The organism is Bradyrhizobium sp. CCGUVB1N3 (assembly GCF_024199925.1).
Classification (GTDB): domain Bacteria; phylum Pseudomonadota; class Alphaproteobacteria; order Rhizobiales; family Xanthobacteraceae; genus Bradyrhizobium.
This window is the reverse complement of record NZ_JANADR010000001.1, coordinates 6,501,860-6,520,115: the sequence shown is the minus strand read 5'-3', so window position 1 is coordinate 6,520,115 and position 18,256 is coordinate 6,501,860. Positions and strand designations below refer to the sequence as shown.

Genomic DNA, 18,256 nt, shown 5'->3' with positions numbered 1-18,256 from the left:
GGAGGAGCAACACCGGAGGTTGAAAATAGCTGGAGCCGCCCACGTCAAGCAAGCCCGAACCAGTCGTTCACATTGACCATCGTAAACCAGCCCGGACATAACTAGATTGGCAGCATGAAAAAGATCGGCTTTCTCTCGTTCGGGCACTGGACGCCCTCGCCGCAATCGCAGACCCGCTCGGCTGGGGATACGCTGTTGCAATCCATCGAGCTCGCGGTCGCCGCCGAAGAACTGGGCGCCGACGGGGCCTATTTCCGCGTCCATCATTTCGCGCGCCAGCTCGCCTCGCCCTTTCCGCTGCTGGCGGCGGTCGGTGCGAGGACCCGCCGTATCGAGATCGGCACCGCGGTCATCGACATGCGCTACGAGAATCCACTCTATATGGTGGAGGACGCAGGCAGCGCCGATCTGATCGCCGGCGGACGGCTGCAGCTCGGCATCAGCCGCGGCTCGCCCGAGCAGGTGATCGATGGCTGGCGCTATTTCGGCTATCAGCCGGCCGAGGGCGCTGATGACGCCGACATGGGCCGGCGTCATGCCGAGGTTTTCCTCGACCTCTTGCGTGGCGAAGGTTTTGCAAAGCCCAATCCGCAGCCGATGTTTCCAAACCCGCCCGGCCTACTGCGCCTCGAGCCGCATTCGGAGGGCCTGCGCGAGCGGATCTGGTGGGGCGCCGGCTCGAACGCCACCGCCGTCTGGGCGGCCAGGCTCGGCATGAACCTGCAAAGCTCGACGTTGAAGAACGACGAGACCGGCGAAGCCTTCCACGTGCAGCAGGCCGCGCAGATCCGCGCCTACCGTGCTGCCTGGAAGGAGGCCGGCCATGTCCGAGAGCCGCGCGTCTCGGTCAGCCGCAGCATCTTCGCGCTGATGGATGATCGCGATCGCGCCTATTTCGGACGCGGCGGCGAATCCGAGGACCAGATCGGTTTCATCGATCCGCAGACGCGCGCGATCTTCGGCCGCAGCTATGCCGCCGAGCCGGACGTCCTGATCGAGCAGCTCCGGGCGGACGACGCCATCACCGAAGCGGACACGTTGCTGCTGACCATCCCCAACCAGCTGGGCGTCGCCTACTGCGCCCATGCGATCGAAGCGATCCTGAAGCACGTCGCTCCCGCGCTCGGGTGGCGGTGAGGCAAGGCGTTCGGGCAGCTGGAGCCCGAAGGGCGAAGGCGCTTACTGGAATGTCGTGAGCATGGCGGAGAGGGAGGGATTCGAACCCCCGATAGGCTTGCACCTATGCCGCATTTCGAGTGCGGTGCATTCAACCACTCTGCCACCTCTCCTGAAGGCGCCTGATCGGGGGGTAGCCCCGTGCGGTCGGGGCGTGTTCTAGGCGAGGATGGCGGGCCAGACAAGGCGGGCGGGACGAAAATCCCGCGCCTCGTGAATGGTGCGCGCAGGAAAGACGCAGCCGAAACCGGGCTGAGAGCCGGTTCCGCGCCGATTTGCGTGGTCCTGCACCGGCGCCGGGTTCGGGCGCTCAGTCTCCAAACGGCGCGCCGAGGACGGCCAAAGCCGTCAGTACGACCGGCAGCGTTCCCAGGACGATGACCGTGATACGAAACACCAGATCGTTCCCCATGCGGTAATATTAGACCGGGCAGAACGGGTGCAAAGAGCAGTTTGTGCCAAAACTTCCCGAACCTGGCGGAGCGCGCAGCCGAGCCCGGCCGACGCGAATCACATGGGCCTAGGTCTTGGGCCGACGTCTTGGGCCGAGGTCTTGGGCCGAGATAGAGACGGGCCGGCACGGCGACGGCCCGACGGGTGGGACCGCCAGACGCGGTAAACACTGGCGGTCCCGTTGCCGCTCATTGAAATTGCAGGCCGAGAAGGGCGGCTTCGCCGGCCGGCGTGAGGCGACGGGCCGGACCGTAGCGCGCGCACGGCACCCCGCAACGCAATCCGTGCCTTAACCTAACCGATCAAGGTTACTCCTTGTCGGTTTGCTTGCTTTCCTTGTTGCTTTCCTTGGCCTTCTTCTTCCCGTCCGTAGAGTCACGGTCCTTGCCGTTGGCCTCCTTGCGGCGGTTGGTGAAGCGCGCATTGCCAAGCCCGGTGCCGATGGTGAGGACGCCCCAGCGCTCGACGTCCTGCATGAATGGCACCTCGGAAAGCCCCTGCACCACGCCGTCATTGTGCATCAGGATCGCGGTGTCGTGCTCGCCGATCGCGGGGATGCCCTCGACGAGGCTCGCCGGCAGGTTGAACTTGCTGCTCTCCCAATTGCCGGGGAGATTTTGCGCGCCCTTCTCGATCGAGCCGTCCTCCTTGATCACGCCGGGACAGGCGATGCCGATGAAGGGCGCGAGCCTCAACCCCTCGGTGTCGGCCTCCGCGATCAGCTCCTTCAGCATCTTGGTGAGCCGCTTCACCGCGCCTTCGCGGGTCGGCTCGTCGTCGGCGTGACGCCACAGATCGGACTTCCGGACGCAGGCCTTGGAAAGGTCCTTCGCTTTCTTCCAACGGGTCTCGACCACGCCGCAGCGGATATTGGTGCCGCCGATATCGACCGCGAGGATGCTGTCATGGGCCTCGAAAATCCAGGACGGCGCCAGATGCAGCGCGCCGATCAGGGCCGCCTCGTCCGGGTGGAAGCGGATCGGCAGCATGTCGCCCCTGAAACCCTCGGCCTTCAGGACGATGTCGGCACGCGCGATGGCCAGTTCGCCGAGCCTGGAATCGCGAAAACCGCCGCCAACCACGATGCGTTCGGTCTTCGCCCAGGCCTTCGTCTTCAGGAAACGGCGGGTGACGTAAGCGAGCTCCTGGGCAAAATCCTCGATCGCGCTGTGCACCACGGCGGAGGCCTCGGTGTCGTCGCCGACCAGCATCTCGTCCAGCGTCTTCTTGGCTATCTTCTCCGAGGGCTCGTCGCCGAAGGGGTCCTCGCCGGTCTTGCGCAGCGGCTTGCGCCAATGGTCCAGGATGGCCCGGAACGCGCCCTTGCTGGCGCGGTCGCCGAGAAAGCCGTCCTCGTCCTTCAGCTCGGCGTTAAAACTGTCGACGTCCACCGACGGCAGGCGGGAAGCGCCGTGCTGCGCGATCCCCGTCGTCAAAACCAGCTCGTCTGCCATGGAGCCCTTGCCCGCTTTGAAATTCGGGATGACAACGGCGGGGGAACTCAATGGTTGCAGCTGCTGCCAACTATCCGAAGGTCCCGGGCCTTGCGGCAAGAACCAGCCAAATCCTTCAAATTCGGGGCTTTTTCAGCCCGGTTTTCCTTGACTCGGGGCTCTCGGCCGCTATAAGTCCCCCAGCCGGCGCGGGGCGTTTCTCGCGCCGCTTGTTTTTGCGTGGATTTTGAGGGTCATACCCCACCCGCGCAGAACGCTGAAAACCCATAGCGACTGACAAAAAGCCGGCCCGGACGAAAGTCCGAAAGACCGGGATTGAACACGAAGGAAGAGAACGATGTTCGCAGTCATCAAAACCGGCGGCCGGCAGTACCGGGTCGTTGCGGATGATGTCCTGGAAATTGGCAAGATCGCCGGCGAAGTCGGCACGATCGTGCAGCTGAGTGAAGTTTTGCTGGTCGGCGGTGACACGCCGGTCCTGGGTGCCCCGACGGTTGCGGGCGCGTCCGTGGCAGCCGAGGTGCTCCAGCACAAGCGCGGGCCGAAGGTCATCGCGTTCAAGAAGCGCCGCCGCAAGAATTCGCGCCGCAAGCGCGGCTATCGCGACGAGATCACCGTGCTCCGCGTCACCGAGATCCTGACCGGCAACGCCAAGCCCACCAAGGGGCCGCGTCCGAAGAAGGAGAAGGTGGCAAAGGAAGCCGCTGAATAGCGAAACTTTGATCACGCCAATTCACAAATTGATGCGTGAGAAAAAGTGAAATGATTCCGTCAAGGAATTGATCTAGAAATACGCAGGATTTCGGAGACGAGCCATGGCTCACAAAAAAGCAGGCGGTTCATCGCGTAACGGCCGCGATTCGAAGGGCAAGCGCCTCGGCGTCAAGGTGTTCGGCGGGGAGCATGTGATTCCCGGCAACATCATCGCGCGCCAGCGCGGCACCACCTGGCATCCCGGCCTTAATGTGGGCATGGGCACTGACCACACTCTGTTCGCGAAGGTCGAAGGTCGCGTTGCGTTCCAGGCTAAAGCCAACGGCCGCACATTCGTATCGGTACTTCCGATCGCAGAGGCGGCTGAATAACACGGTGGATCAAATTTGGAGTCCGCCGGGTCCTGACCAAACCGGCGGAGTCCTTAAGATCAAAAGATCGAAGGCTCCAGGGGAGGCGGGAAACCGGCCTCCCCATTTTCGTTTTGACTCAAGTCTTTGACGGAGCCGGACATGTTGCAGGACTTTTCGAGCACCCATTTGCGCGAGGCGAGGCCCGATGTCGTCGCCACCGAGCGGTTGACCTTGCGCAAGCCGACGCTCGCCGACGTCAAGGCGATCGCGCGCCTCGCCAACGACCGCCGCATCGCCGAGAACACGCGTCGCCTGCCGCATCCCTATTCGCACGAGGACGCCGTGGCATTCGTCCGCGCCACCGCAGAGCTGGGCAGCGAGACCGTGTTCCTGATCGAGCATGACAATGCGCCCGTGGGCATGATCGGGATCGACTGCTCGACGCCTGACAATGCCGAGCTCGGCTACTGGCTCGGCGTCGAGCATTGGGGAAAAGGCTTTGCCACCGAGGCTGCGCGCGGCGCGATCGACTTCTTCTTCGAGGAGTTCTCGGAAGACCATCTCTACGCCGGCGCGCGCGTCACCAATCCGGCCTCGCGCAACGTGCTGGAGAAGTGCGGCTTCCAGTGGAGCGGCGTCCAGCTGCACCGCTTCTACGCCCTGGGATCCTCGACCCCCGTCGACTGCTTCCGCCTGTCGCGCGGGGTGTGGTCGTCGCTGAAGAGCTGGAGCAGCGCGAGAAGAGTGCGGTAAGGCGCGAGCGGCGCCGCAATCACAGTCGTCGTCCCGGCGGAGGCCGGGACCCATAATCCCAGGGAGGAGTTATGGCGCGATCTGGCAACCGCCAGTCTTCGCCAAACCACTCCCTGTGGTTATGGGTCCCGGGCTCGCGCTTCGCGCGCCCCGGGACGACGATCGCACTTGCACTCACACAGGCGGATTCACCTGCGTGTCCTGCCGTCCCAAATCCCGTTCGCGCAGATAGATGTAGAAGCCGGCGCCGATGATGATGGCGGCGCCGATGATGGTGGCGATCGAGGGGACGTCGCCGAACACGACGAAGCCGAAGATCACGGCCCAGACGATCATCGAATATTGATAGGGCACGACCACGCTCGCAGGCGCAAGCTTGAGCGAGCGGTTGACGCACAGAAGCGCGGCGACCGAGGTGCAGCCGGCCAGCACGAACACCACGAGACTGCCCGCGCTCGGCGGCACCCAGTGGAACAGGGAAAGTGCGAGCCCGAGCAAGAACGTGCCGCCGAACTGCGAGGAGGCCATCACGATGTCGGGCGTCTCGCGCAAGGACCGCGTGACCAGCATCAGCGTCGCAAACGACAGGCTGCCGCCGAGCGCGATCAGCGCCGGCAGGCTCACCGTCTGCGCCGACGGGCGGAGCGCGATCAGGACGCCGCAGAAGCCGATCAGGATCGCCGTCCAGCGCCGCCAGCCGACCTGCTCGCCTAAGAAGATCGCCGACAGCGCGGTGACGAAAATGGGACCGGCGAGATAATAGGTGATGACGTCGGCGAGCGGCAGGTAGACCGTCGCCACGAAGAAGGCCGCCACCTCCAGCGTCGAGAGCACCACGCGGAAGAGCTGCAACCACGGCCGCTCCAGATGGGTGAATTCGTGACGCTGCCGCCAGATCGACGGCGCCAGCACGAGCAAGGCGGCGCAGGCGCGCAGAAACAAGAGCTGCCCCACCGAATAGGTCGCGACGATGAACTTGCCCATAGCATCGCCGAACGAGAACAGGAAGATCGACAACACCATCAGCGCGATGCCGGCCAGCCGCGCCGAGCGCTCGTCATAGGCGGAGAGTTTCTTGAAGAGAGGCATTGCTGTCGTTCGTAGAGACCCCGTCATTGCGAGGAGCGAAGCGACGAAGCAATCCAGACTGCTTCTGCGGAGACAGGCTGGATTGCTTCGCTTCGCTCGCAATGACGGGCGGAGGGAAGCGTCAGGAACCGGCGAATAGACTCGCTGACGGTTGTTTTAATGACGTGGACGCCTGGGACAAGCCCGGTCATGACCAATTGAACGTATTGTCGCACTCTTCGCATCGCGGTAGCGATTGATATCTCCGGCAAGAGAGAGGCAGATATGACCGCGTTCGATCCGGCCCGGCATCGCATGATCCCCACGCAACGCTGGTTTGAGGATTTCGTCCTTGGCGAACGCTTCGTGCTGCCGAGCCGCACGCAGACCTCGGCCGTATTCGCCGCATTCCAGACCGCGAGCGGCGACACCCATCCGGTGCATTACGACGTGGAGTATTGCCGCGCCCGCGGCATGCCGCATCTGCTCGCCCACGGCTTCCAGACGCTGATCCACACCGCACCCGGCGCGGGCCTGTTCCCCTTCATGGTCGAGGAGTCGCTGGTCGGCTTCCTCGAGCAGTCAAGCCGCTTTCTCATGCCGGTGTTCGCCGACGACACGATCTATCCGGCGCTCGAGGTGACCGAGCTCGTGCCGGGACGCTCGACCGGCGTGGTGACGCTTCAGAGCACAGTCTACAACCAGCGCAAGGAGCTGGTGCTGGAGGGGACGCAGAAATTCCTGATCCGCCGCCGATCGGCGTGATCTCCGTGATCTCCGGGTTAAGCAACGGCCTAGAATCACGGAAATTCGGCCAATTCACGGGAAAGTTCGGGTTGCCGCGCCCGCTCCCCTGCCCTACCTATGGCCCATGAAATTCCTCGACGAAGCAAAGGTCTATATCCGCTCCGGTGACGGCGGGAACGGCTGCGTGGCGTTCCGGCGCGAAAAATTCATCGAATTCGGCGGGCCCTCCGGCGGCAATGGCGGCCGCGGCGGCAATGTCGTCATCGAGGTCGCCGACGGGCTCAACACGCTGATCGACTACCGCTACCAGCAGCACTTCAAGGCCCAGAAGGGCGAGAACGGCATGGGCTCGGACCGCCACGGCGCCAACGGCAAGGCGATCGTGCTGAAGGTGCCCGTGGGCACGCAGATCTTCGACGAGGACCGCGAGACGCTGATCCACGACTTCACCAACGTCGGCGAAAAATTCGTGCTGGCGGAGGGCGGCAATGGCGGTTTCGGCAACGCGCATTTCAAGTCGTCGACCAACCGTGCGCCGCGCAACGCCAATCCCGGCCAGCCCGGCGAGGAGCGCTGGATCTGGCTGCGGCTGAAGCTGATCGCGGATGCCGGCCTCGTCGGCCTGCCCAATGCCGGCAAGTCGACCTTTCTCTCCAAGGTCAGCGCAGCAAAGCCAAAGATCGCCGATTATCCCTTCACCACGCTGCATCCGCAGCTCGGCGTCGTGAATGCCGACGGCCGCGAATTCGTGCTGGCGGATATTCCGGGACTGATCGAAGGCGCGCATGAGGGCGCAGGTCTCGGCGACCGCTTCCTCGGCCATGTCGAGCGCTGCCGCGTGCTGCTGCATCTCGTCGATGCAACCAGCGAGCATGCCGGCAAGGCCTACAAGACGGTGCGCAAGGAGCTCGATGCCTATGGCGGGCTGTTGACCGACAAGATCGAGATCGTCGCGCTGAACAAGATCGACGCGGTCGAGCCGGACGAATTGAAGAAGCAGAAGGACCGGCTGAAGCGCGCTGCCAAGAAGACACCGCTGCTGCTCTCCGGCGTCACCGGCCAGGGCGTCACGGAAGCATTGCGCGCGCTTGCAGACGTGATCGGCGAAAGCCCGGTGTCCAGCAAGGCCAAGAGCGCCGCCGAAGCGGAGCCGTGGTCGGCGTAAACTGTCTCCCCAACGTCGTCCCGGCGAAGGCCGGGACCCATACCGCGCGATCTATCGATGGGGACGATCTTAGTCCCGAGCAACCAGTCGTCGCCAAACCTCTCCCTGGGGTTATGGGTCCCGGCCCCCCGTGCGCAATTGCGCACTAGGCCGGGACGACATCGAATGTGAGGTTGTCACCGGCGCTCCAATATCGCAGCATCAAGCAATCAAGAAGAAGCAGCGGCGAAGCATGTCGCGCGTGAAAAACGTTCTCTGGATCATGTGCGACCAGCTTCGCTATGACTATCTCGGCTGCACCGGACATCCGACGCTGAAGACGCCGAACATCGACGCCATGGCCAAGCGCGGCGTGCTGTTCTCCAAGGCCTATGTGCAATCACCGATCTGCGGGCCGTCGCGGATGTCGTTCTACACCGGGCGCTACATGCGCTCGCACGGCTCACACTGGAACGGCTGGCCCTTACGCGTCGGCGAGCCGACGCTCGGCGATCACCTCAACAAGATCGGCGTGCGCAATGTGCTGGTCGGCAAGACCCACATGGCGCCCGACCTCGAAGGCATGAAGGCGCTCGGCATCCCCTTGGAATCGATCATCGGCGTACACGTCGCCGAATGCGGCTTCGAGCCCTATGAGCGCGACGACGGCCTGCATCCGACGGGCCGGCCGCGCCCGAAATACGACGCGTATCTGCGCAGCCAAGGATTTGAGGCGACCAATCCCTGGGAGCATTGGGCGAATTCAGGTGCTGCCGACGACGGGTCTTTGCAGAACGGCTGGCTGCTGGTGCACGCCGACAAGGCCGCGCGCGTGCCGGACGAACATTCCGAGACGCCCTATATGACGCGCCGCGCGATGGACTTCATCACCGAGGCCGAGACGGATGGCCGGCCCTGGTGCCTGCATCTGTCCTACATCAAGCCGCACTGGCCCTATATCGCGCCCGAGCCCTACGCCAGCATGTACAAGACCTCGGACATGCTGCCGGCGATCCGCTCCGAGCGCGAGCGGCAAAACCCGCATCCCGTGTTCGGCGCCTACATGGACATGCGCTATTCCAGGAACATGGCGCGCGACGACGCCCGCGAGAAGGTGATCCCGACCTATATGGGCCTGATCACGCAGATCGACGACCAGATGGGCGTGCTGATGAAGTTCCTGGAGGCGCGCAGCCTGCTGGAAACCACCATGATCGTGTTCACGTCCGATCATGGCGACTATCTCGGCGATCACTGGATGGGCGAGAAGGACCTGTTCCACGAACAGTCGGCGAAGATCCCGCTGATCGTCATCGATCCCTCGAAGGACGCCGACGCCACGCGCGGTACGCAATGCGATGCGCTCGTCGAGGGCATCGATCTCGCGCCGACCTTCGTCGACTATTTTGGCGGCAAGGTGCCGGGCCACATCCTCGAGGGCCGTTCGCTATTGCCGCTGCTGCGCGGCGAGAAGCCCGAATGGCGCAAGGTCGCGTTCTCCGAATACGACTATGCCATGCAGGACGTGCGGCTGAAGCTGAACCAGCCGATCGAGCGCTGCCGCCTGTTCATGGTGTTCGACGGCCGCTGGAAATATATCCACGCCTCCGGCTTCCGCCCGATGCTCTACGACCTCGAGACCGATCCGGAAGAGTTTGTCGATCGCGGCGACGATCCTGAGTGCGCCGGCATCATCGCAAGGCTTCAGGCGGAACTGTTCGACTGGGCGCTGCATCCGAGCGGTCATATCACCACGCCCCCTGAGAAGATCGCGGCCTATGCCGACAACCAGCTCCAGGTGAAGGGCGGGTTCCTGATCGGCATCTGGGATGAAGCCGAGCTCGCCGCGATCCGCGACGGCATCGCACAGCGCGCGAAGATGTAGGACCCTCATGGTGAGGAGGCGCGATAGCGCCGTCTCGCCGACGATGCTTCGCATCGCCGCGAGAACCATGAAGGCCCCGCTGCTGATCCTTCGAGACGCCGCTTCGCGGCTCCTCAGGATGAGGAGATGGAGTGGGTTGTGCCTCTCAATTCTCGATCTTGTACCCCGTCGCCTTCACGATCGGCTGCCAGAAGGCCGTGTTCGCGGCGAGCTCCTGGGTGAGCCCCTCCGCCGTGCTGCCGACCGGAATGAGTCCGATTCCCGTGAGCTTCTCCTTCACCTCGGGCTTGGCGAGCGCTGCGGCCGCCGCCGCGCTGAGCTTGCTCGCGAATTCGGGCGGGCTGCCAGCGGGAAGCCACATGCCGTACCAGGCATCCGCGACGAGATCGATGCCGCTCTCCTTCAGCGTCGGAACATCCGGCGCGAACGGCGAACGCTCTGCGCTCGAGACGGCGATGATCGTCACGCCCTTGACGCGATGCTGCGGAAGCGCGTCGGCCAGCGTCGTGATGCCGAACGGCACATGGCCGCCGACGAGATCGTTGAGGATCGGCGCGCTGCCGCGATAGGGCACACGGCTTAAGGAGATGCCGAGGTCCTTCTCCAGCTTGGAGCCCATGAAGTGCGGGATGGTGCCATTGCTGGGCACGCCGAACGTCGCCTTGTCCGGATTCGCCTTCAGCCAGGCGACGAACTCGTCGAAATTCCTGGCTGCGATCGCAGGTCCAATCACGACGGCGAACTCGAAGCGCGCCAGCAACGACACCGGCATGAAATCCTTTGCCGCATCGAAGGTCGGCGTCGTCTCCACCATCGGCAGCAGGTACATGGTGGGACCCGTCGTCACCAGCACCATGCTGCCGTCGGGATTGGCGCCCTTCACCGCCTTGATGCCGATCAGGCCGTCACCGCCGGTGCGGTTCTCGACGACGATGGTCTTCTGCAACACCGGCGCCATCTCCTGCGCGATCAGCCGGCACAGCGTGTCGCCGCCGGCGCCCGCCGCGAACGGGAAGATGATTTTCGTGAGCCCGACTTGGGCCTGCACGCCATCCGCCTGCGCGAGCAACGGCAGGCCCAGACATCCGGCCATGAACTTGCGGCGATCCATTCGTTTCTTCTCCAGCCCGTTATCGTGGACGGCAATTAGAGCCGGGCAGGCGTCCCCGACAAGGCCGACGTGCGCCGTTTACCATGCCGGCAGCCTTGCGCCGGCCATCGTCCTGCTGCAAAAGCAGGCCCTACCGGCGCCGCCTGTCGCTCCGCCGTTTCCAATGCAAAGCAATTCGTCACACGCGCCAACACATACACACATGGCCAGCCCCGAACTCAGTCAATTCCGCCGCATCGTCGTCAAGGTCGGCTCGGCCCTGCTTGTCGATTCCGACGCCGGCGAAGTGCGCGCGTCCTGGCTCGCGGCGCTGGCGGACGACCTCGCAAAGCTGCATCGCGAGGGGCGCGATGTCCTGATCGTCTCCTCCGGCTCGATTGCGCTCGGCCGCAGCCGGCTCAAGCTGCCGCGTGGCCCCCTGAAGCTCGAGGAGAGCCAGGCCGCAGCCGCCGTCGGCCAGATCGCGCTGGCGCGGATCTGGTCGGAGGTGCTTGGGGCCCATGGCATCGGCGCCGGCCAGATTTTGGTGACACTGCAGGACACCGAGGAGCGCCGTCGCTATCTCAACGCGCGCTCGACCATCGGCAAGCTCCTGGAGTGGCGCGCGATCCCCGTCATCAACGAGAACGACACGGTCGCGACCACCGAGATCCGCTATGGCGACAACGACCGCCTCGCCGCGCGCGTCGCCACCATGGCGAGCGCCGACCTCCTGGTGCTGCTGTCCGACATCGACGGGCTCTACGACGCGCCGCCGAAGAACAACCCGGACGCAAAGTTGATTCCGGTGGTCGACAGCATCTCCTCGGAGATCGAGGCCGTGGCGGGCGACGCCGAGTCCGAACTGTCGCGCGGCGGCATGCGCACCAAGGTCGAGGCCGCGAAGATCGCGACCACCGGCGGCACGCATATGCTGATCGCCTCGGGCAAGATCGAGCATCCCTTGCAGGCAATCGCCGATGGCGGCCGCTGCACCTGGTTCCTGACGCCTGCCAATCCGGTGACCTCGCGAAAGCGCTGGATCGCGGGATCGTTGGAGCCGAAGGGCACGCTGACGATCGACGCCGGCGCGGTCGCCGCGCTTCGCGCCGGCGCCAGCCTGCTGCCGGCGGGCGTGATCAAGGTCGAGGGCCAGTTCGCCCGCGGCGATGCCGTGATCGTGCGCGGCCCCGATATGCGCGAGATCGGCCGCGGCCTGATCGCCTATGACGCCGACGACGCCGAGCGCATCAAGGGCCGCTCCTCGCCGGACGTGATGGCCATCCTCGGCATCAGCGGGAGATCGGAGATGATCCACCGCGATGACCTGGTGGTGGGCGGGTAAAGGCGCGCGTCGCAACCGTCATGCCCGGACACAGCCGTCCGAAGGACGGCTATGTCCGGCCATGACGCCGGAGCTGGGCCATTGGCCCAGCCGTCGCTGGTCGGCGGGGTACCTGCCATACCCGCCCCGGCCTTCGCAAATACGGGATTTCCGTGCTAGGACACGCCCTTAGCAGAAGGTTGAACTCCCATGGCCGCCCCTCTCAAAGCCCTCGACGGCACTGCCGATCTTCAGGCGCTGATGACCGATCTCGCCGCCCGTGCCCGCGCTGCGGCGCGCGTGCTGGCGCTGGCGCCGGCGGAGCAGAAGAACTGGGCGCTGGAGGCCATGGAGCGGGCGATCCGCAAGAACGCGGCGGCCATTCTCGCGGCCAATGCCGAGGACGTGGCCGAAGCGCGCTCCGGCGGCGACGCGACCGGCGCCTTCCTCGACCGCCTGACGCTGACGCCTGCGCGTGTCGAGGCGATGGCCGAGGGCATCGCCATCGTGCGCGGCATTGCCGATCCCGTCGGCGTCGTCACCGAGAGCTGGCAGCGGCCGAACGGCATGACGATCGAGCGCGTGCGCGTGCCGCTCGGCGTCGTCGGCGTGATCTTCGAGAGCCGGCCCAATGTCGCGGCCGATGCCGGCGTGCTGTGCCTGAAATCCGGCAACGCCGTGATCCTGCGCGGCGGCTCCGACAGCTTCCGCTCCTGCCGCGCGATCCATGAATGCCTGGTGCAGGGCCTGCGCGAGGCCGGCCTGCCTGAGGCTGCGATCACGCTGGTGCCGACGCGCGACCGCGCGGCCGTCGGCATGATGCTTGCTGGCCTGAACGGCGCCGTCGACGTGATCGTGCCGCGCGGGGGAAAAAGCCTCGTCGCGCGCGTCGAGGCGGAGGCGCGCGTGCCGGTGTTCGCGCATCTCGAAGGCGTCAACCACGTCTATGTCGATGGCAGCGCCGATCTCGAGATGGCGAAGTCGATCGTGCTCAATGCCAAGATGCGCCGCACCGGCGTCTGTGGCGCGGCGGAGACGCTGCTGGTCGATCGCGCAGGCGCTGCAAGGAGCATGAAGCCGCTGGTCGAGATGCTGATCGACGCCGGCTGCGAGGTGCGCGGCGACGAGGCAGTGCAAGGCACCGACGCGCGCGTCAAAGCTGCCAGCGAGGACGACTGGGATACCGAATATCTCGACGCGATCATCGCGGCGAAGGTGGTCGACGGCGTTGACGGCGCCATCGCGCACATCCAGAGCCACGGCTCGCACCACACCGATGCGATCGTGAGCAAGGACGAAGCTGCCGCGAAAAAATTCCTGAGCGAAGTGGACTCCGCGATCGTCCTGCACAACGCCTCGACGCAATTCGCCGATGGCGGCGAGTTCGGATTCGGCGCCGAGATCGGAATCGCCACCGGCCGATTCCACGCGCGCGGCCCGGTCGGCGCCGAGCAGCTCACGAGCTTCAAGTACCGCGTCCACGGCACCGGACAGACGCGGCCGTGACCTCGCAGTGCGGGCATTGAGCAACAATTTCGTCGTGCCGCGCTTCGTGGCGCAAGCGTTGCCGCCTTACACCGACGGCATGCGCATCGGGCTGCTCGGCGGCTCCTTCAATCCGCCGCATCACGCGCACCGCGAGATCAGCCGCTTCGCGCTCACGCGATTGCAGCTCGATCGCGTGTGGTGGCTGGTGACGCCGGGCAATCCCTTGAAGGAGAACGGCGCGCTGCATGCGCTGGGCGAGCGCATGAAGGCCGCGCGCGATGTCGCCGACGATCCGCGCATCGAGGTGAGCTGTCTCGAATCCGTCATCCGCACGCGCTACACTATCGACACGATCAACTTCTTGCGCCGCCGCGCAAGCGGCTTGCGATTTGTCTGGATCATGGGCGCCGACAACCTCGCGCAATTCCATCGCTGGCAGGACTGGCAGCGCATTGCCGCCCAGGTGCCGATGGCGGTCATCGACCGCCCGCCCCAAAGCTTTCGCGCCCTCGCCTCGCCCGCCGCCCAGGCACTCGCCCGTTACCGCTTGCCCGAGAATGAAGCAGCGCGGCTTGCGGACCGGCGGACGCCGGCATGGGTCTTCCTCACCGGGCTGAAGCTCAGCCTGTCGTCGACCACCTTGCGGAACCCGGACGGGAGCTGGAAGGCGGCCAAATGAGGCATCGCGTGAGCCGGGTCGTGGGGGGAACACGCTCTGGCATATTGAAACCCTTAACCCCACATGATGTAGTGTAACCAGTGAGTGCCGGATTCGGCGTTCGCGATACAGTGAAAGGAATGGTCCCTGGCCACATCTGTATTGTCCAAGTCTGTTTTACCCAAGGTTGCTAAGCCTACGCGTAAAACATCGACCCAAGCTGCGGCCTTGAAGGCGCAACCCGACGCCGACAAGACGCTGAGCCTGATCCTCTCCCGCCTCGAGGATATGAAGGCGGAAGAGACGGTCACCATCGACCTTCGCGGCAAATCGGCGTACTCCGACTACATGATCGTCACCACGGGCCGGGCCAACCGGCACGTTGGCGCGATCGCGGAAAACGTCACGAAGAGCCTCAAGGAAACCGGCATCAAGAACATCCATGTCGAGGGCTTGCCCAATTGCGACTGGGTGCTGATCGATTCCGGCGATGTGATCGTGCACGTGTTCAGACCCGAGGTCCGTGAGTTCTACAATCTCGAGAGATTGTACACGCAGGGCCCTGGAGCGGCGAAGGCGATCTAGAGGCTGAAGAGGCCGATTTCGAATCGGCTGACGCGCATGCTAGCGTCGTGCGCGCGCGTGGTGCGCGCGGGTTGAAAACGCGGCTCTCAAGACGCGGTTCTAAAGACGTCATGCGTGTTGCTGTCATTGCGGTTGGCCGGCTGAAGCAGGGCCCCGAACGGGAGCTTGCCGATCGCTATTTCCAGCGGTTCGACGAGGTCGGCCGCAAGCTCGGGTTTCGCGAGCTCACGATTCATGAAATTCCGGAAAGCCGCGCGCGCGATACCGCAACGCGCATGGCCGAAGAGGCCGCGGCGATAGAAGCGCACATTCCCGACAGATCGGTGATCGTGGCGATGGACGAGCGGGGGCAAAATCTCGATTCGACCGTATTCGCCCGGAATCTCGGCCGCTGGCGCGACGAGGGGTGCGGGCATACAATATTCATCATTGGCGGGGCGGACGGACTTTCGCCCGAATTGCGCCGTAAGGCCAAGCTCGCGATCGCGTTCGGCTCGGCGACATGGCCGCACCAAATGGTCCGCGTCATGCTTCTGGAACAGCTTTATCGGGCCGCAACCATCCTGGCCGGCCATCCCTATCATCGCGCGTGATTCGCGCCACAACGAGCACCTTTTCCGACGAGATGCGGGCGCCGCTTTTCAACCTGTTGCTGATCGCAGGCTTTGTGGGCAGCCATCTTGCGCCGGCGGCGGCGCAGACGGCAACGCCTGCGCCGCAGACTGCCGCCGTCTCGACCGATGCGATCAGGCAGCGCGAGCAGGAGCTCGAAGCGGCACGCCAGCGCCAGAAGAGCGCCGAGGAAGCGCAGGCCAAGCTGAAGGCCGAGATCGCCTCGCTCGGCCAGGACCGCACCCAGCTCAACCAGCAACTGATCGACACCGCCGCCAGCGTGCGCTCGGTCGAGACCAAGATCGGCGAGGCCGAATCGCGGCTGACCGCGCTGAGCGGGCGCGAGCAGGAGAAGCGGGCCTCGCTCGATTCGCGGCGTGCGGATATCGTGGAGGTCCTGGCCGCGCTCCAGCGCGCCGGCCGGCGGACGCCGCCCGCGCTTTTGGTGCGACCCGAGGACGCGCTGCAATCGCTGCGCACGGCCATGCTGCTCGGCGCCGTGGTTCCGGAACTGCGCGGCCGCGCTGAAAAGCTCGCAAGCGAGCTCGGCGAGCTCGTTGCCTTGCGCAAGACCATCGCAACCGAGCGCGACCAGCTCGGCGCCGACCGCGACAAGGTCCGCAACGATCAGGCGCGGCTTGCGGCGCTCGTCGACGAGCGACAGCGCCAGCAGGCCTCGCGGGAAAAGGACCTCGATGCCGAGAATACGCGCGCGATCACGCTCTCCAGGCAGGTCGGCGACCTCCAGGGCCTGATCGCCAAGATGGAGCAGGACCTGCAAAGCGCCGCCAAGGCGGCCGAGGCCGCGAAGCAGGCCGAGGCGAAGGCGGCCGCCAACGCCAAGCCGGGGCCGGCCACCTTCAAGGACCGTTCCCGGACCAGCCCGGCGATCGCCTTCGCCTCGGCCAAGGGCCTCCTGCCGCTGCCCGTCAACGGTACCAAGATCAGGGATTTCGGCGGTTCCGACGGCGTTGGCGGCGTCCAAAAGGGCATTTCTCTGGCAAGCAGACCCGGCTCCCAGGTCACGACACCGTGTGACGGCTGGGTGGTCTATTCCGGCCCCTTCCGCAGCTATGGACAACTCTTGATCCTTAACGCGGGGGGCGGGTATCATGTCCTGATCGCCGGGATGGAGCGCATTTCGGTAAACATCGGACAGTTCGTGCTCACGGGAGAGCCGGTCGCGACCATGGGGTCGACATCCCAAGTCGCCTCCATTCTCGCCACCAATGCGAGTCAACCCGTGCTCTATGTCGAGTTCCGTAAAGACGGCACTCCAATCGATCCAGGCCCATGGTGGGCCGCAAATGAAGGCGAAAAGGTTCGCGGATGATGCGCAAGACTTCAGTTATCCTCCTCAGCGCGGCCACCGGCGCGGCGCTGACGCTGTTCGTGACCCAGCCGCGCGCGGTGTTCATGGGTTCGAGCGCGCGCGCCGCGACCGCGGACACGTATCGCCAGCTCAATCTGTTCGGCGACGTGTTCGAGCGCGTGCGCTCCGACTATGTCGAGAAGCCTGACGACACCAAGCTGATCGAATCGGCGATCAGCGGCATGCTCTCCGGCCTCGATCCGCACTCCAGCTACATGGACGCCAAGAGCTTCCGTGACATGCAGGTGCAGACCCGCGGCGAGTTCGGCGGCCTCGGCATCGAGGTCACCATGGAGGACGGCCTGATCAAGGTGGTCTCGCCGATCGACGACACCCCGGCCTCGCGCGCCGGCGTCATGGCCAACGACATCATCACCAATCTCGACGACGAGGCGGTGCAGGGCCTGACCCTAAACCAGGCGGTCGAGAAGATGCGCGGCCCCGTCAACACCAAGATCAAGCTCAAGATCATCCGCAAGGGCGTCGACAATCCGATCGACGTCACTCTCGTGCGCGACAACATCCGCGTCCGCTCGGTACGCGCACGCGTCGAGGCCGACGACATCGCCTATATCCGCATCACCACCTTCAACGAGCAGACCACCGAAGGCCTGAAGAAGGAGATCGCCAATCTCTCGACCCAGATCGGCGACAAGCTGAAGGGCTACGTCATCGATCTCCGCAACAATCCCGGCGGCCTTCTTGAAGAAGCGGTCACCGTGTCCGACTCCTTCCTGGAGCGCGGCGAGATCGTGTCGACCCGCGGCCGCAACGCCGAGGAGACCCAGCGCCGCTCCGCCCATCCGGGCGACCTGACCAAGGGCAAGCCGGTGATCGTGCTGGTCAACGGTGGCTCGGCCTCGGCTTCGGAAATCGTCGCCGGCGCGCTGCAGGACCACAAGCGCGCGACCATCGTCGGCACGCGCTCCTTCGGCAAGGGATCGGTGCAGACCATCATCCCGCTCGGCAGCGGCAACGGCGCGCTGCGGCTGACCACGGCGCGCTACTACACGCCGTCGGGCAAATCGATCCAGGCCAAGGGCATCGTGCCCGACATCGAAGTGCTGCAGGATGTGCCGGACGAGCTGAAGTCCCGCACCGACACCAAGGGCGAGGCTTCGCTGCGCGGCCACCTCAAGAACGACGGCGACGAGAAGACCGGCTCGCAGTCCTACGTTCCGCCGGATGCCAAGGACGACAAGGCGCTCAAGATGGCCGACGACCTCCTGCACGGCATCAAGAACAGTGCCTCCGCGGCGCCCGCACCCGGTACCGACAAGGCTGCGGCGGACAAGCCCAAAGCAGCGAACTAAGGCCGCGAACTGACGCAGCACCGTTTCGAAAAAAAGGGCGGCTCTTGGAGCCGCCCTTTTTGCTGGG

General features: G+C 65.0%; 17 protein-coding genes and 1 tRNA gene. 14 read left to right on the top strand and 4 right to left on the bottom strand.

Going from position 1 to position 18,256, the window contains the following annotated elements:
* Positions 1 to 114 precede the first annotated feature (114 nt).
* Positions 115 to 1,137 (top strand): LLM class flavin-dependent oxidoreductase, encoded by a 1,023-nt coding sequence (locus tag NLM33_RS31125; RefSeq protein WP_254101916.1) that lies wholly within the window; start codon positions 115 to 117, stop codon positions 1,135 to 1,137.
* Positions 1,138 to 1,199: 62 nt separating this feature from the next.
* On the opposite strand, the gene NLM33_RS31120 is transcribed toward NLM33_RS31125, so the two are convergent.
* Both NLM33_RS31120 and NLM33_RS31115 read right to left on the bottom strand, forming a co-directional pair.
* A tRNA-Ser gene (locus NLM33_RS31120) sits at positions 1,200 to 1,289 on the bottom strand.
* Positions 1,290 to 1,937: 648 nt separating this feature from the next.
* Positions 1,938 to 3,083 carry an ROK family protein gene (locus tag NLM33_RS31115; protein ID WP_254101914.1) on the bottom strand — a complete coding sequence of 382 codons (1,146 nt, stop codon included), beginning with the start codon at positions 3,081 to 3,083 and terminating at the stop codon, positions 1,938 to 1,940.
* A gap of 337 nt (positions 3,084 to 3,420) precedes the next feature.
* Here NLM33_RS31115 and rplU point away from each other — a divergent pair, with 337 nt between their 5' ends.
* From rplU to NLM33_RS31100, 3 genes are all read left to right on the top strand, one after another.
* On the top strand, positions 3,421 to 3,795 hold the full coding sequence (gene rplU, locus NLM33_RS31110) for a 50S ribosomal protein L21 (RefSeq protein WP_254101912.1): 375 nt from the start codon (positions 3,421 to 3,423) through the stop codon (positions 3,793 to 3,795).
* A 103-nt stretch (positions 3,796 to 3,898) separates the two neighbouring features.
* Positions 3,899 to 4,168 carry a 50S ribosomal protein L27 gene (rpmA, locus tag NLM33_RS31105; protein WP_254101910.1) on the top strand — a complete coding sequence of 90 codons (270 nt, stop codon included), beginning with the start codon at positions 3,899 to 3,901 and terminating at the stop codon, positions 4,166 to 4,168.
* A 141-nt stretch (positions 4,169 to 4,309) separates the two neighbouring features.
* Complete coding sequence (locus NLM33_RS31100; RefSeq protein ID WP_254101908.1) at positions 4,310 to 4,903, top strand: GNAT family N-acetyltransferase; 594 nt, start codon at positions 4,310 to 4,312, stop codon at positions 4,901 to 4,903.
* Positions 4,904 to 5,077: 174 nt separating this feature from the next.
* On the opposite strand, the gene NLM33_RS31095 is transcribed toward NLM33_RS31100, so the two are convergent.
* On the bottom strand, positions 5,078 to 5,992 hold the full coding sequence (locus NLM33_RS31095) for a DMT family transporter (RefSeq protein WP_254101905.1): 915 nt from the start codon (positions 5,990 to 5,992) through the stop codon (positions 5,078 to 5,080).
* Positions 5,993 to 6,256: 264 nt separating this feature from the next.
* Between NLM33_RS31095 and NLM33_RS31090 the strand changes: the two genes are divergently transcribed.
* From NLM33_RS31090 to NLM33_RS31080, 3 genes are all read left to right on the top strand, one after another.
* The gene (locus NLM33_RS31090; RefSeq protein WP_254101903.1) at positions 6,257 to 6,736 is read left to right on the top strand and encodes a MaoC family dehydratase; all 480 of its coding nucleotides are present in this window, start codon (positions 6,257 to 6,259) and stop codon (positions 6,734 to 6,736) included.
* A 106-nt stretch (positions 6,737 to 6,842) separates the two neighbouring features.
* Positions 6,843 to 7,883, top strand: coding sequence for a GTPase ObgE (obgE, locus tag NLM33_RS31085; protein WP_254101901.1), 1,041 nt, complete (start codon positions 6,843 to 6,845; stop codon positions 7,881 to 7,883).
* A 232-nt stretch (positions 7,884 to 8,115) separates the two neighbouring features.
* Positions 8,116 to 9,747 (top strand): alkaline phosphatase family protein, encoded by a 1,632-nt coding sequence (locus NLM33_RS31080; protein WP_254101899.1) that lies wholly within the window; start codon positions 8,116 to 8,118, stop codon positions 9,745 to 9,747.
* A 145-nt stretch (positions 9,748 to 9,892) separates the two neighbouring features.
* Here NLM33_RS31080 and NLM33_RS31075 read toward each other — a convergent pair whose 3' ends face one another.
* Positions 9,893 to 10,858, bottom strand: a complete 966-nt coding sequence (locus NLM33_RS31075) for a Bug family tripartite tricarboxylate transporter substrate binding protein (RefSeq protein ID WP_254101897.1) — start codon at positions 10,856 to 10,858, stop codon at positions 9,893 to 9,895.
* A 202-nt stretch (positions 10,859 to 11,060) separates the two neighbouring features.
* On the opposite strand from NLM33_RS31075, the gene proB reads away from it, so the two are divergent.
* The 7 genes from proB (at position 11,061) to NLM33_RS31040 (ending at position 18,189) form a co-directional block, all read left to right on the top strand.
* Positions 11,061 to 12,182 carry a glutamate 5-kinase gene (proB, locus tag NLM33_RS31070; protein WP_254101895.1) on the top strand — a complete coding sequence of 374 codons (1,122 nt, stop codon included), beginning with the start codon at positions 11,061 to 11,063 and terminating at the stop codon, positions 12,180 to 12,182.
* A 189-nt stretch (positions 12,183 to 12,371) separates the two neighbouring features.
* Positions 12,372 to 13,667, top strand: coding sequence for a glutamate-5-semialdehyde dehydrogenase (locus NLM33_RS31065; RefSeq protein ID WP_254101893.1), 1,296 nt, complete (start codon positions 12,372 to 12,374; stop codon positions 13,665 to 13,667).
* 16 nt (positions 13,668 to 13,683) lie between these two features.
* Positions 13,684 to 14,328, top strand: a complete 645-nt coding sequence (locus tag NLM33_RS31060; RefSeq protein ID WP_254101892.1) for a nicotinate-nucleotide adenylyltransferase — start codon at positions 13,684 to 13,686, stop codon at positions 14,326 to 14,328.
* A gap of 207 nt (positions 14,329 to 14,535) precedes the next feature.
* Entirely contained in the window at positions 14,536 to 14,892 is a 357-nt protein-coding gene (rsfS, locus tag NLM33_RS31055; RefSeq protein ID WP_027523570.1) for a ribosome silencing factor, read from the top strand.
* 110 nt (positions 14,893 to 15,002) lie between these two features.
* Positions 15,003 to 15,485: a 23S rRNA (pseudouridine(1915)-N(3))-methyltransferase RlmH gene (rlmH, locus tag NLM33_RS31050; protein ID WP_254101891.1), complete on the top strand. Its 483-nt coding sequence runs from the start codon at positions 15,003 to 15,005 to the stop codon at positions 15,483 to 15,485.
* A 32-nt stretch (positions 15,486 to 15,517) separates the two neighbouring features.
* Complete coding sequence (locus NLM33_RS31045; RefSeq protein WP_254105975.1) at positions 15,518 to 16,837, top strand: murein hydrolase activator EnvC; 1,320 nt, start codon at positions 15,518 to 15,520, stop codon at positions 16,835 to 16,837.
* The gene (locus tag NLM33_RS31040) at positions 16,834 to 18,189 is read left to right on the top strand and encodes a S41 family peptidase (RefSeq protein WP_254101890.1); all 1,356 of its coding nucleotides are present in this window, start codon (positions 16,834 to 16,836) and stop codon (positions 18,187 to 18,189) included. Before NLM33_RS31045 ends, NLM33_RS31040 begins: the two co-directional genes overlap by 4 nt.
* The last annotated feature ends 67 nt before the right edge of the window (positions 18,190 to 18,256 follow it).

What these genes read in the sequence shown, in the direction of transcription:
- NLM33_RS31125 (WP_254101916.1), top strand. Translation starts at nt 115, where the DNA reads ATGAAAAAGATCGGCTTTCTCTCGTTCGGGCACTGGACGCCCTCGCCG.
- NLM33_RS31115 (WP_254101914.1), bottom strand. Translation starts at nt 3,083, where the DNA reads ATGGCAGACGAGCTGGTTTTGACGACGGGGATCGCGCAGCACGGCGCT.
- rplU (WP_254101912.1), top strand. Translation starts at nt 3,421, where the DNA reads ATGTTCGCAGTCATCAAAACCGGCGGCCGGCAGTACCGGGTCGTTGCG.
- rpmA (WP_254101910.1), top strand. Translation starts at nt 3,899, where the DNA reads ATGGCTCACAAAAAAGCAGGCGGTTCATCGCGTAACGGCCGCGATTCG.
- NLM33_RS31100 (WP_254101908.1), top strand. Translation starts at nt 4,310, where the DNA reads ATGTTGCAGGACTTTTCGAGCACCCATTTGCGCGAGGCGAGGCCCGAT.
- NLM33_RS31095 (WP_254101905.1), bottom strand. Translation starts at nt 5,992, where the DNA reads ATGCCTCTCTTCAAGAAACTCTCCGCCTATGACGAGCGCTCGGCGCGG.
- NLM33_RS31090 (WP_254101903.1), top strand. Translation starts at nt 6,257, where the DNA reads ATGACCGCGTTCGATCCGGCCCGGCATCGCATGATCCCCACGCAACGC.
- obgE (WP_254101901.1), top strand. Translation starts at nt 6,843, where the DNA reads ATGAAATTCCTCGACGAAGCAAAGGTCTATATCCGCTCCGGTGACGGC.
- NLM33_RS31080 (WP_254101899.1), top strand. Translation starts at nt 8,116, where the DNA reads ATGTCGCGCGTGAAAAACGTTCTCTGGATCATGTGCGACCAGCTTCGC.
- NLM33_RS31075 (WP_254101897.1), bottom strand. Translation starts at nt 10,858, where the DNA reads ATGGATCGCCGCAAGTTCATGGCCGGATGTCTGGGCCTGCCGTTGCTC.
- proB (WP_254101895.1), top strand. Translation starts at nt 11,061, where the DNA reads ATGGCCAGCCCCGAACTCAGTCAATTCCGCCGCATCGTCGTCAAGGTC.
- NLM33_RS31065 (WP_254101893.1), top strand. Translation starts at nt 12,372, where the DNA reads ATGGCCGCCCCTCTCAAAGCCCTCGACGGCACTGCCGATCTTCAGGCG.
- rlmH (WP_254101891.1), top strand. Translation starts at nt 15,003, where the DNA reads ATGCGTGTTGCTGTCATTGCGGTTGGCCGGCTGAAGCAGGGCCCCGAA.
- NLM33_RS31045 (WP_254105975.1), top strand. Translation starts at nt 15,518, where the DNA reads ATGCGGGCGCCGCTTTTCAACCTGTTGCTGATCGCAGGCTTTGTGGGC.
- NLM33_RS31040 (WP_254101890.1), top strand. Translation starts at nt 16,834, where the DNA reads ATGATGCGCAAGACTTCAGTTATCCTCCTCAGCGCGGCCACCGGCGCG.